This window comes from Streptomyces sp. NBC_01426 (assembly GCF_036231985.1).
Classification (GTDB): Bacteria; Actinomycetota; Actinomycetes; order Streptomycetales; family Streptomycetaceae; genus Streptomyces.
Window position 1 is genome coordinate 2,579,783 of sequence record NZ_CP109500.1, and the last position, 12,795, is coordinate 2,592,577.

Sequence of the window (12,795 nt, forward strand, 5' to 3'; positions counted from 1 at the left end):
CGGCGTAAGTCCGGTTTTTCCCGGTACCGGTACCACATCGAGTAACTGCCCCTTCACGTGCCGTGACCGGCTCGCCGACCCGACGCGCGCACCTTGTTGGAGATCCTCCACTGTGCTGGAATTCGCGGGACCGCCGCGGGAATCAGCCGGCGCGCAGGTGGCGCGACTCAGCGCCGAGCGCGGTGGCAAGGAGAGGGAGACGCGCCGGTCACCGACGACCACCATGGGGCCGTCAGTGCCCCACGACTCGACACCGTCCCACCGGTCACCCGGCGGGACGCCTGGTCCAGAGGTTGCGACGCTAGTGCAGGGACGATTCAAGAGGGATGGCAGCGCTGCGGCGGAGCAGGAGCCGCGCGGCGGGACCGACCGTGGCTCCTCGCCCCAGCACGCCCAGAACCGCGGGCCGGCTGTCGAGGGTGCGAGCTCCGACGCCTCCGCCACGGTGAAGGCGAAGGGTCGCGCGAAGCCCAAGGGCTTGGCCAGGGCGAAGGGCAAGAGCGAGTCGGCAGCCGGGCAGGACGTGGCGATACCGAAGGCCCCCACGGGGTCCGGTTCCCGCCTCGCCATGCAGAACTGGCGCATCAGCACGCGACTCGTGTCGCTGCTGACCCTGCCGGTCGTCGCCGCCACCACGCTCGGTGGCTTCCGCATCAACGACTCGCTGAACGACATCGCGCAGCTCGACCACATGCAGCTGCTGACGACCATGACCCGGCAGGCCACCAACCTGGCCGCCATGCTCCAGGAGGAGCGGGACAAGTCGGCGGGTCCGCTGTCGGTCGCCGCCAAGGACCCCGCCAAGGTCGGCACCGCCAAGCCCAACTCGCTCGTCCAGGGCGTCCGTGACCAGACCGACGCCGCCGCCGAGGCCTTCGCCGCGGCGACCGACAAGGTCAGCCTCACGGAGGACAAGGACGAGACCCTCAAGTCGATCCGCAACAACATCCTGCAGATCGGCCGCCAGCTCACCGGCATCGAGGACATCCGCAAGAAGGCGTACGACAACGGCGCCCAGCAGACCGTCACCGAGTACAACGCGCTGATCGTCTCGCTCCTGTCCCTCTCGCAGGACATGGCCCAGGCCACGTCCAACCCCGAGATGATCAAGCGCACGCGCGCCCTGGCCTCCTTCTCCTCGGCCAAGGAGTACGCCTCGATCCAGCGCGCGATCATCGCCGCGTCGCTCCCCGAGAGCGGGGCCACGACCGGCACGCTCAAGGAGAACGACCGCCTGTACGCGCTCTCCGCGCTCCGCGGCGAGAGCCAGTCGAAGAAGACCTTCGAACTCGTCTACCAGGGCCGCTCCGAGGAGCTCACCGCGTCCCTCGGCGACGGCAACCCGGAGATCAGCAAGGCGGACCACTACACCCGCCGTGTGCTGTCCACCGAGGGCCAGTTCGCCAAGGAGCAGCAGTACCGGTCCTGGATGGACTGGTACGACGCCGACGGCACCAAGCTCCAGGCCATGAAGACCATCGAGCTGTCGCTCCTGGAGGACATGGAGCAGAAGGCCCGCGAGCTCAGGAACGAGTCGCAGCAGGACGCCATCATCAACGGTGCCCTGATCTTCCTCGTCCTCGGTGTCTCCCTCGTCGGCGCCTTCGTCATGGCCCGGTCCATGATCCGGTCGCTGCGACGTCTGCAGGACACCGCCACCCGGGTCGCCCAGGACCGACTGCCCGAGCTCGTCAAGCAGCTCTCCGAGTCCGACCCGCAGGACGTGGACACGTCCGTGGAGTCGGTCGGTCTGCACACCCGCGACGAGATCGGCCAGGTGGCCGCGGCCTTCGATGACGTGCACCGCGAGGCCGTCCGCCTCGCCGCCGAGCAGGCCCTCCTCCGGGGCAACGTCAACGCGATGTTCACCAACCTCTCGCGCCGCTCGCAGGGCCTCATCCAGCGTCAGCTCTCGCTCATCTCGGAGCTGGAGTCCCGCGAGGCCGACCCGGACCAGCTGTCCTCGCTCTTCAAGCTCGACCACCTCGCGACCCGCATGCGCCGTAACGGCGAGAACCTCCTCGTCCTCGCGGGCGAGGAGCCGGGCCGCCGGTGGACCCGCCCCGTCCCGCTCGTCGACGTGCTCCGCGCCGCGGCGTCCGAGGTGGAGCAGTACGAGCGCATCGAACTCTCGTCGGTGCCCGGCACCGACGTCGCCGGCCGCGTCGTCAACGACCTCGTGCACCTCCTCGCCGAGCTGCTGGAGAACGCCACGTCGTTCTCCTCCCCGCAGACGAAGGTCAAGGTCACCGGGCACGCGCTGCCCGACGGCCGGGTGCTGGTCGAGATCCACGACACCGGCATCGGCCTCTCCCCCGAGGACCTCGCCGCGATCAACGAGCGGCTCGCGTCGCCGCCGACCGTGGACGTCTCCGTCTCCCGCCGCATGGGTCTGTTCGTGGTCGGCCGCCTGTCCCTGCGACACGGCATCCGCATCCAGCTGCGTCCCTCCGACTCGGGTGGCACGACGGCCCTCGTCATGCTGCCGGTCGACGTCGCCCAGGGCGGCAAGAAGCCGGCCCCGATGCCCGGTCAGGGCGGCCCCGGGGGCTCCGGCGCCCAGGGCGGTCCGCAGGGCGGCCCCGGCGGTCAGGGTTCCGTTCCCGGTGGGAACTCCCGTCCCCCGGTGGGCGCCGGCCAGCAGCGCGGCCAGGTCTCCGGCGGCGGGCAGCGTCCCGCGCTGCCGGGGCGTGACGGCTCCGCCGGTCAGGGTCCCCAGCAGCAGCGTGCGCAGGGTCCGGGTCAGGCGCCGCAGGGCGGCCCCGGCACCCGTCCGCAGCAGGGCGGGTCGCCGACCCGTCCGCAGGCCGGTCCCGGCGCACCGAACGGTCAGGGCGGCCCCTTCGGCGGCCCCGCCCCGCTGCCCGGGCGTACGCCCGGCGCCACGACCGGTGGCCCGCAGGGTCGTCCGGGTCAGACCCCCTCCGCCTTCCCGCAGGGCAACGGGTTCGAGCGTCCGCAGCAGCCGCAGCCCCAGCAGGCTCCGCAGCAGCAGGACGCCCGGCAGTCCGCCGCCCCGGCCCCGACCCAGCGCAAGCGGCCGCAGCTGCCGCCGCGCGGCGGCGCGCCGCGTCCGGAGCTCCCGGGCGCCGGTACCTCGCCCACCGGGATCCCGCAGGGCACCAGTTGGGGTGCCGGTCAGGGTGGCCAGGACGTCCCGCGCGGCCACGACGAGCTGTCGGGCCCCGGCGCGACGGCCGAGTTCGCCCGCCCGGACTACAACGCGCCCTTCCCGCAGGCCACCGGCGGCAACCCGGCCAACAGCAGCACCGGCCAGTTCGAGCGTCCCGACGTGCGCGGTCCCCTGGACCCGTCCACCACCGGGCAGTTCGAGCGTCCGGAGCCGCGCGGTCCCGCGGACCTCTCCGGTCCGGCGTCGACCACCGGCCAGTTCGCCCGCCCGGACTTCCAGGCGCCGCGCAGCGGCGGCCCCGGGGTGGGTGGCTACAGCGGCCGGCACCAGGCCCCGCAGCAGGGCGCCGGCTACCCTGCCGCTCCCTCGCCGCTGCCGGCTCCGCGCCCCGAGGCCCCGAGCCTGCCGCAGGCTCCGCAGCCGGAGGCTCTGCCGCCGGCCCGGAACCAGGGCGAGGCGCGCAGCCCGATCTTCGACACGCTGGAGTCGAACTGGTTCCGTCAGGAGGGCGAGCAGCCCGCCGACCAGGGACCGGCCGTACCTCAGCAGCCGCAGCAGAGCGCCCCGTCCGCACCGGCTCCGCAGCGTTCGCAGCCCCAGCTGCCGCAGCGGGGCCAGGAGCCGGCGGCCGATGCCGCCGCGACCGGCGCCATGCCGACCGTCAGCTGGCGTTCCTCGCCGAACGACGAGCTGATGCGACAGGCCGAGCGCGTGCGCCAGCCCGCCGCGGGCGGCATCACCACCTCGGGGCTGCCCCGTCGCGTACCGCGAGCGAACCTCGTGGCCGGCACGGCGCAGCAGCAGGCCGAAGCACAGGCAGGCCCGCAGGTATCGCGTGCCCCGGACGATGTCCGTGGCCGTCTCACCAACCTCCGCCGCGGTATCCAGCAGGGGCGTCAGGCCGGCACCACCGGCCCCGCGACCGGCAGTTACCACGTCGACCCCACTTACCAGCAGGAGCGATAGTTGAGTTCGATGAGCCAGGCGGCACAGAACCTGAACTGGTTGATCACCAACTTCGTGGACAACACCCCTGGGGTGTCCCACACCGTGGTGGTCTCCGCCGACGGACTCCTTCTGGCGATGTCGGAAGGGTTCCCGCGTGACCGCGCCGATCAGCTGGCGGCCGTGGCCTCCGGTCTGACGTCGCTGACCGCCGGTGCCTCCCGCATCTTCGAGGGTGGCGCCGTCAACCAGACGGTCGTGGAGATGGACCGGGGATTCCTTTTCCTCATGTCCGTCTCCGACGGATCCTCGTTGGCCGTTCTCGCGCACCCCGAGTGCGACATCGGCCTCGTGGGCTACGAGATGGCCCTCCTCGTGGACCGCGCCGGCAGCGTCCTCACCCCGGACCTGCGCGCGGAGCTGCAGGGAAGCCTGCTCATCTGACTGCCAGACTCCCGGCCGGACGGTACTTCCGGCCGGGAGCCCGGGGCCCGCGCCCCGGAATCCAGTACCCCCGACAGGCCGTCATCACGTCCCCCCACCGGCCGCCCTGTCAGACGGCACGCTGACCACTGCTGTCCAGCCCGGAGGATCAATGACCCCGCCCCCCGCCTACCCCGATGCGTACGGAGATTCGTACTCGGAAGGCGACCAGCCGCTGGTACGTCCGTACGCGATGACCGGTGGCCGGACCCGTCCGCGCTACCAGCTCGCCATCGAGGCGCTGGTCAGCACCACGGCCGATCCGATGCACCTTTCCAGCCTGCTGCCGGAGCACCAGCGCATCTGCACGCTGTGCCGTGAGGTGAAGTCGGTCGCGGAGGTCTCCGCACTTCTGTCGATGCCGCTCGGTGTCGCCCGGATCCTCGTCGCCGACCTGGCGGAGGCCGGAATGGTGGCCATCCACCAGCCGGGCAATGGAGAGGCCGGCGGAACGCCGGATGTAACGCTGCTCGAGAGGGTTCTCAGTGGACTTCGCAAGCTCTGACGGTGGAGCGGCTCCTCGCTCCACCACCTCCGCGAAGATCGTGGTGGCCGGCGGCTTCGGCGTGGGCAAGACCACGTTCGTCGGCGCGGTCTCCGAGATCAACCCGCTGCGTACCGAGGCCGTCATGACGTCCGCGAGCGCGGGCATCGACGATCTGACCCACACCGGGGACAAGACGACCACCACGGTCGCCATGGACTTCGGCCGCATCACCCTGGACCAGGACCTGATCCTGTACCTCTTCGGTACGCCGGGTCAGGACCGCTTCTGGTTCATGTGGGACGACCTCGTACGGGGCGCCATCGGCGCGATCGTCCTGGTCGACACCCGCCGGCTCGCGGACTGTTTCCCCGCCGTCGACTACTTCGAGAACAGCGGTCTGCCGTTCGTCGTGGCGCTCAACGGCTTCGAGGGGCACCAGCCGTACACCCCGGAGGAGGTCCGCGAGGCGCTGCAGATCGGTCCGGACGCGCCGATCATCACCACCGACGCCCGCCACCGCGCGGACGCCAAGAGCGCGCTCATCACGCTCGTCGAGCACGCGCTGATGGCGCGGCTCAAGTAGCACGGAAATCATGGCCGCGTGTGAGGGCGGGTTGTGTCATACGACACGGCCCGCCCTTCTCGTTCATAACGTTTCGACAGAGAATTGGGGCCGGCCGGGCACAGGGTGCGGTCGCCCGGTGCCGCTGTGCTCACAACTGGCCCCGCATTTGCAGCCGCTCGCTCTTTATGTCCGATTTATGTGGGGCATAAGGCTCTAGGAATGGCCGATTTCAACTGTTTGGAACACGGCCGTTAACCGTGCTGGAATTCAACGAACTAGCTAGTAGCACCGCCGAGAGGTTGTTGGTCGAGTGAGGCGAAGCAACTCGAGCCCCGCGGATGAACCCGCGCGCGGCAACTTCACCCCGCCGCCGCGAGCGGCCGCGTCGCCCGTCGACGTGCCCGTTGACCCACCCGCGAGCAGCGGCAGCACCAGCAGGTTCTCGCCCCGCAACTGGCGCGTGCCGACCCGTCTGAACGCCATCCTCCTCGTGCCCGTCCTCGTCGGACTGGTCATGGGCGGCTTCCAGGTGAAGGGTTCGGTCGACAGCTGGAACGAGGCCAAGGACGCGGAGAAGACCGCCCGCATCGTCCAGGCGGCCTCCGAATACGGCCAGGCGCTCCTCGACGAGCGTGACCTGACCGCCCAGCCGCTGCTGCGCGGCGACCGCGGCAGCGAGATCGTCACGAAGGCGTACGCGGCCACGGACGCGGCGAAGGCCAAGTTCGCGGACGCCGCGAAGGACCTCCCGAAGAACCAGGGACTCGAACGCCGTCTGGAGCTCTTCCGTCAGGAGGAGCCCAAGCTGGAGCAGGTCCGCAAGACGGCCTACCTCGCGGCGCCCGAGTCGGCGAAGAAGAACCTCCCCAACGCGCTGGGCCCCATCCCCACCGAAGAGGGGTACGTGCTGGTCCAGCACTACCTGATGCAGTTCTCCAACGAGCTGGGCCTGGGCACCGGCAACGTGACCAGCTACGGCCGCATGGTCTACGCGATCGAGCTGGCCAAGGCCGCGAACTCGCTCCAGCGCTCCGTCGGCACCCACCTGCTGGTTCGGCCGAGCGAGAGCGAGGACATCCGCAAGTCCCAGCTGGTCGCCTTCTCCTCGTACGCCTACCTCGAGGAAATCGCCATCGGCGAGTACGTCGCGGCGGGCACCGACGCGGACACCAACCGCCTGCGCGACGTCATGGGTCAGAAGTCCCAGGAGGGCGCCCAGAAGCTCGCCGCGGCCAAGCAGGCCGCGGAGCAGGCGGGCACCACCTTCAAGACCCCGCCCGTGGTCAACGGCTCCGTGCTCACCGGCATGACCGAGGCGATAGCCTCGGGCGAGAAGAACACCCGTCTCGCCCAGAACGGCACCACGGCGCAGGCCTGGCAGGCCGCCGCCACCGCCAAGTTCGACGGTTACGCCGAGATCGAGAGGGAACTCCTCGCCAAGGCCGTGCAGGACGCGGTCGCGGTCTCCGACGAGTCCCGCAACGACGCCATCCTGACCGGCGCCATCGTGGTCGTGGCCCTGCTCGCCGCCTTCATCCTGGCCGGCATGATGGCCCGCCAGATGGGCCGCGCGATGCGCCGCCTGCGCACCTCCGCCTTCGACATCGCCGAGCAGCGCCTGCCGATGCTCGTCGACCAGCTGTCGCGCACGGATCCGGGCAAGGTCGACACCCGGGTGCTGCCGATCCCGATCGACTCCCGGGACGAGATCGGCGAGGTCGCCCGCGCCTTCGACCAGGTCCACCGGGAAGCGGTCCGGCTCGCCGCCGAGCAGGCGCTCCTGCGAGGGAACGTCAACGCGATCTTCACGAACCTCTCCATGCGCAACCAGTCGTTGATCGAGGGCCAGTTGACCCTCATCACCGACCTGGAGAACAACGAGGCCGACCCGGACCAGCTGGAGAACCTCTTCCGCCTGGACCACCTGGCCACCCGCATGCGCCGCAACGGCGAGAACCTCCTCATCCTCGCGGGTGAGGAGCCGGGCCGCCGCTGGGACCAGCCGGTCCCGCTGGTCGACGTGCTGCGCGCGGCCTCCTCCGAGGTGGAGCAGTACGAGCGCATCGAGCTGTCGGGCGTTTCGGAGGCCGAGATCCACGGCCAGGCCGTGACCGACCTCGTGCACCTGCTCGCCGAGCTGCTGGAGAACGCCACCACGTTCTCCTCCCCGCAGACCAAGGTCCGCGTCAACGCCACGCGTCTGCCCGACGGCCGCGTCATGATCGAGATCCACGACAAGGGCATCGGCCTCACCGCCGAGGACTTCGCGGACATCAACCACAAGCTGGCCAACCCGCCGACCGTGGACGCCGCGATCTCGCAGCGCATGGGTCTGTTCGTGGTCGGCCGGCTGGCGGACCGCCACAGCATCCGCGTCCAGCTGCGCCCCTCGGGCGAGGCGGCCGGCACCACCTCGCTGGTCATGCTCCCCGACGCCATCACCCACGGTGGCGGTGGCGAGGGCGTACCGGACGACGACTTCACGGTGTCGCAGATCATCCCGGAGCAGCAGGCCCTGCAGGCTCCGAAGATGCGCACGGCGGCCGAGCTCGGCTTCGACGACTCCCGCTACGACGCCCAGGGCGGCCAGGGAGCCGACGGACAGGGCGCCGACCCCGTGGGCCGGTCCCTGGGTCAGCAGGAGCGCAGGGCGGCGTTGGCCGCCCAGGTGGGCTTCCCGCAGGACCAGCAGTACCCCGATCAGGCCGAGCAGTCCTCCCAGGACTATCCGGAACCCCAGCCTGAACACGGGTACCAGCCGTACCAGGGCTACGAGCAGCAGCCCGCGCAGGGCTACACCCCGGGGTACGAGGACCAGCAGTCCCAGCAGCCCCAGCAGTCCTACGAGGCCTATCCGCAACAGGGATATGCCTATCCGGAAGCCGAATATCAGGACCAGCGGCAGGACGCCCCGTCGTACGACGGGGGCTTCGAACCCCAGTCCCAGCAGGCGGAGTGGCCCGAGCAGAACACGTACTCGGGTGGCTATCAGCAGGACTACGGGACCGAATCGGAATCCACGCCCGCTCCCGAACCGGCCCCGGAACGCGTAGGCTTCGACCGTCCGGGCGCCGCCGACACCGGTCACAAGATGACCGGAGCGGGCCTGCCGCGCCGCGGCAGCCAGCAGCAGTGGCAGCCGGCACAGCAGGAAGCGGAGTCCACCGGATCCCTCTTCGAGCAGCGGCCGCAGCGTCAGCAGCCCGCCGCCGCCCCGAAGGCGGACGAGGAAGGCCCTGAGGCCTGGCGTTCGAACAACGACGAGCGCTGGCAGCAGGCCGCCAAGCTTCGTGAGCCGAAGGCGGGCGGGGTCACCCCGTCCGGTCTCCCTCGGCGGGTGCCCAAGGCCAACCTGGTCGAGGGTGCTGCGGAGACGACCCCGCAGGGCGGCCCCCAGGTCTCCCGCGCACCGGAGGACGTCCGTGGCAGGTTGAGCAACCTGCGACGCGGTGTCCAACAGGGACGCAGCGCGGGTTCCGAGCAGTCAAGTAACAGCTATGACCAGGAGCGTTAGTGTGAGCCCGATGAGCCAGGCGGCACAGAACCTGAACTGGTTGATCACCAACTTCGTGGACAACACCCCCGGGGTGTCCCACACCGTGGTGGTCTCCGCCGACGGACTCCTTCTGGCGATGTCCGACGGATTCCCGCGCGACCGCGCCGATCAGCTGGCGGCCGTGGCCTCCGGTCTGACGTCGCTGACCGCCGGAGCCTCCCGCATCTTCGAGGGTGGCGCGGTCAACCAGACGGTCGTCGAGATGGACCGGGGATTCCTTTTCCTCATGTCCGTGTCCGACGGATCCTCGCTCGCGGTGCTCGCGCACCCCGAGTGCGACATCGGCCTGGTGGGCTACGAGATGGCCCTTCTTGTGGACCGAGCAGGCAGTGTCCTCACCCCGGACCTGCGTGCGGAGCTGCAGGGAAGTCTGCTCAACTAGCAGACAGGCAGTGCGTTTCGCGTCATCGCACCATAGGGTGCGGTGGCGCGGTTCCACAGGGAGTACTGCGTTCTTGGAGTCGGAGGAGGAAACGTGACAACACCCGGAGGACATCCTTATGGCGGCGCGCAGCAGCCGCAGGGTGGGCACGACCAGAACCGCTTCAACTTCCCCTCCACTCCCAGCCGGCCCGCGCCGGAGCACAACCCGTACCAGCAGCAGCCTTCGTACGGCCAGCCCCAGCAGCCTTACCGGCCTTCGCAGCGGCCCTCGCGCTCCTCGCAGCCGCAGGCCCCGAAGGCGCACAACCCGCTGGTGCGTCCGTACGCCATGACCGGCGGCCGTACCCGGCCGCGCTACCAGCTCGCCATCGAGGCGCTGGTCAGCACCACGGCCGATCCCGCGCGGCTGCAAGGGCAGTTGCCCGAGCATCAGCGCATCTGCCGTCTGTGCCAGGAGATCAAATCCGTCGCGGAGATCTCGGCACTACTCTCCATTCCTCTTGGTGTCGCCCGCATCCTCGTCGCCGACCTGGCGGAGGCGGGCCTTGTCGCCATTCACCAGCCCGGCGGCGACGAGTCTGCCGGCGGCCAGCCAGACGTGACACTGCTCGAAAGGGTGCTCAGTGGACTTCGCAAGCTCTAACGGCGGAGCGGCTCGCTCCACCACCTCCGCGAAGATCGTGGTGGCCGGCGGCTTCGGCGTGGGCAAGACCACGTTCGTCGGCGCGGTCTCCGAGATCAACCCGCTGCGCACCGAGGCCGTCATGACCAGCGCCTCCGCCGGTATCGACGACCTCACCCACACCGGTGACAAGACGACGACCACGGTCGCCATGGACTTCGGCCGCATCACCCTGGACCAGGACCTGATCCTGTACCTCTTCGGCACCCCGGGTCAGGACCGCTTCTGGTTCATGTGGGACGACCTGGTGCGCGGTGCGATCGGCGCCGTGGTGCTCGTGGACACCCGGCGGCTCGCGGACTGTTTCCCCGCCGTCGACTACTTCGAGAACAGCGGCCTGCCGTTCGTCATCGCCCTGAACGGCTTCGACGGGCACCAGCCCTACACCCCGGAGGAAGTCCGCGAGGCCCTGCAGATCGGCCCGGACGCCCCGATCATCACCACCGACGCCCGCCACCGCGCGGACGCCAAGAGCGCGCTCATCACGCTCGTCGAGCACGCGCTGATGGCGCGCCTGCGCTAGCGGTTCCGCAGAACGCACGAGAAGGGCCCCTCACGCTCCGTCGGAGCATGAGGGGCCCTTTTCCGTGTCATCGCCGCCCGTGGTCCGCACAGGAGCCGTACGCGAGCTCCCCGCGGGGCGTCCCGGGTACGCGAGAGCGCCGGGGCGGGGCCCCGGCGCTCTCGGTGAAGCGTGTGCTCGTGACGCGTCTACTGGGACGGCCTAGCCGCGCCAGCTGTGCGGGGCGCGGAAGCCGGGGCTGCGCTCCAGGCGGCGCCAGCCGGCCTGGGACCGGGCGGTGCAGGCGGAGGCCTCGGCGGGGGTGGCGGCGGCGCGGGCGAGCAGGATCGCGGTGATCGCGGCCAGCTCCTCGGGCGCGGCGTTGCCCTTCTCGACCTTCAGCAGGGTGTCGGCGGTGATGCTCATCGGTGGCAGGTCTCCTTCGTCTTACTGAGGCGGGTTGCCGTGCTTGCGCGACGGCAGGTCGGCGTGCTTGGTGCGGAGCATCGCGAGGGCGCTCACCAGCACCTCGCGGGTCTCGGCGGGGTCGATGACGTCGTCCACGAGGCCGCGTTCAGCCGCGTAGTACGGGTGCATCAGCTCGGCCTTGTACTCCTTGACCATCCGGGCACGCATGGCCTCGGGGTCTTCGGCGTCGGAGATCTGCTTGCGGAAGATGACGTTGGCCGCGCCCTCGGCGCCCATGACGGCGATCTCGTTGGTGGGCCAGGCGTAGGTGAGGTCGGCGCCGATGGACTGGGAGTCCATGACGATGTAGGCGCCGCCGTAGGCCTTGCGCAGGATCAGCGAGATGCGCGGCACGGTGGCGTTGCAGTAGGCGTAGAGCAGCTTGGCACCGTGGCGGATGATGCCGCCGTGCTCCTGGTCGACGCCCGGCAGGAAGCCGGGGACGTCCAGCAGGGTGACGATCGGGATGTTGAAGGCGTCGCAGAGCTGGACGAAGCGCGCGGCCTTCTCGGACGCGTGGATGTCGAGGACGCCGGCGAGGTGGCCGGGCTGGTTGGCGACGATGCCGACGACCTGGCCGTCCAGCCGGGCGAGGGCGCAGATGATGTTGCGGGCCCAGCGCTCGTGGATCTCCAGGACGTCGCCGTCGTCGACGAGTTCCTCGATGACCTTGAGCATGTCGTACGGGCGGTTGCCGTCGGCGGGCACCAGGTCCAGGAGCACGTCGGAGCGGCGGTCGCGGGGGTCGTCGGTCTGGTGGACCGGCGGGTTCTCGCGGTTGTTGGAGGGGAGCATCGTGATGAGGTAGCGGACCTCGGAGATGCAGGTTTCCTCGTCGTCGTACGCGAAGTGGGCGACGCCCGAGGTCTCGGCGTGCACGTCGGCGCCGCCGAGGCCGTTCTGGGTGATCTCCTCGCCGGTCACCGCGCGGACCACGTCCGGGCCGGTGATGAACATCTGCGAGGTGTCCCGGACCATGAACACGAAGTCGGTGAGGGCCGGGGAGTACGCGGCGCCGCCGGCGCAGGGGCCGAGCATGACCGAGATCTGCGGGATGACGCCCGAGGCCTTGGTGTTGCGCTGGAAGATGCCGCCGTAGCCGGCGAGCGCGGAGACGCCCTCCTGGATACGGGCGCCGGCGCCGTCGTTCAGGGAGACCAGCGGCGCACCGGCCGCGATGGCCATGTCCATGATCTTGTGGATCTTCGTGGCGTGAGCCTCGCCCAGCGCACCGCCGAAGATCCGGAAGTCGTGCGCGTACACGAAGACCGTACGACCCTCGACCGTGCCCCAACCGGTGATCACACCGTCGGTGTAGGGCTTCTTCGCCTCCAGGCCGAAACCGGTGGCCCGATGCCGGCGGAGCTGCTCGACCTCCTTGAAGGAACCCTCGTCGAGCAGCAGAGCGATCCGCTCACGGGCGGTCAGCTTGCCCTTGGCGTGCTGCGCCTCGGTGGCGCGGTCGCTCGGGCCGCGGCGGGCCTCGTCGCGCAGGGAGTGCAGCTCGGCCACGCGCCCGCGGGCGTCCGTCGGCTCGCTCGGGGTCTGGTCCACAACGGTCATGTACCGACCTTACGAAGTGACGGGGTC

At 70.3% G+C, this 12,795-nt stretch carries 10 protein-coding genes; 8 read left to right on the plus strand and 2 right to left on the minus strand.

Annotated features, from left to right (window positions below; genetic code table 11):
* Positions 1-304 precede the first annotated feature (304 nt).
* From OG906_RS11125 to OG906_RS11160, 8 genes are all read left to right on the plus strand, one after another.
* Positions 305-4,099 carry a sensor histidine kinase gene (locus OG906_RS11125; RefSeq protein ID WP_329442169.1) on the plus strand — a complete coding sequence of 1,265 codons (3,795 nt, stop codon included), beginning with the start codon at positions 305-307 and terminating at the stop codon, positions 4,097-4,099.
* Positions 4,100-4,108: 9 nt separating this feature from the next.
* On the plus strand, positions 4,109-4,522 hold the full coding sequence (locus OG906_RS11130) for a roadblock/LC7 domain-containing protein (protein WP_008739864.1): 414 nt from the start codon (positions 4,109-4,111) through the stop codon (positions 4,520-4,522).
* Positions 4,523-4,673: 151 nt separating this feature from the next.
* Positions 4,674-5,066 (plus strand): DUF742 domain-containing protein, encoded by a 393-nt coding sequence (locus OG906_RS11135; protein ID WP_329442171.1) that lies wholly within the window; start codon positions 4,674-4,676, stop codon positions 5,064-5,066.
* Positions 5,047-5,631 carry a GTP-binding protein gene (locus tag OG906_RS11140; protein ID WP_266573764.1) on the plus strand — a complete coding sequence of 195 codons (585 nt, stop codon included), beginning with the start codon at positions 5,047-5,049 and terminating at the stop codon, positions 5,629-5,631. The genes OG906_RS11135 and OG906_RS11140 overlap by 20 nt, the downstream gene beginning before the upstream one ends.
* Before the next feature lie 292 nt (positions 5,632-5,923).
* Positions 5,924-9,127: a sensor histidine kinase gene (locus OG906_RS11145; RefSeq protein WP_329442176.1), complete on the plus strand. Its 3,204-nt coding sequence runs from the start codon at positions 5,924-5,926 to the stop codon at positions 9,125-9,127.
* Positions 9,128-9,137: 10 nt separating this feature from the next.
* Entirely contained in the window at positions 9,138-9,551 is a 414-nt protein-coding gene (locus tag OG906_RS11150; RefSeq protein WP_030037347.1) for a roadblock/LC7 domain-containing protein, read from the plus strand.
* A 93-nt stretch (positions 9,552-9,644) separates the two neighbouring features.
* Complete coding sequence (locus OG906_RS11155) at positions 9,645-10,196, plus strand: DUF742 domain-containing protein (RefSeq protein WP_329442178.1); 552 nt, start codon at positions 9,645-9,647, stop codon at positions 10,194-10,196.
* Complete coding sequence (locus OG906_RS11160) at positions 10,177-10,758, plus strand: GTP-binding protein (RefSeq protein ID WP_037792108.1); 582 nt, start codon at positions 10,177-10,179, stop codon at positions 10,756-10,758. Before OG906_RS11155 ends, OG906_RS11160 begins: the two co-directional genes overlap by 20 nt.
* A 201-nt stretch (positions 10,759-10,959) precedes the next feature.
* On the opposite strand, the gene OG906_RS11165 is transcribed toward OG906_RS11160, so the two are convergent.
* A complete protein-coding gene (locus OG906_RS11165) occupies positions 10,960-11,163 on the minus strand; it encodes an acyl-CoA carboxylase subunit epsilon (RefSeq protein ID WP_329442180.1) in 204 nt (67 codons plus the stop codon).
* A 21-nt stretch (positions 11,164-11,184) separates the two neighbouring features.
* Positions 11,185-12,768, minus strand: coding sequence for an acyl-CoA carboxylase subunit beta (locus tag OG906_RS11170; protein WP_267803216.1), 1,584 nt, complete (start codon positions 12,766-12,768; stop codon positions 11,185-11,187).
* Positions 12,769-12,795 lie beyond the last annotated feature (27 nt).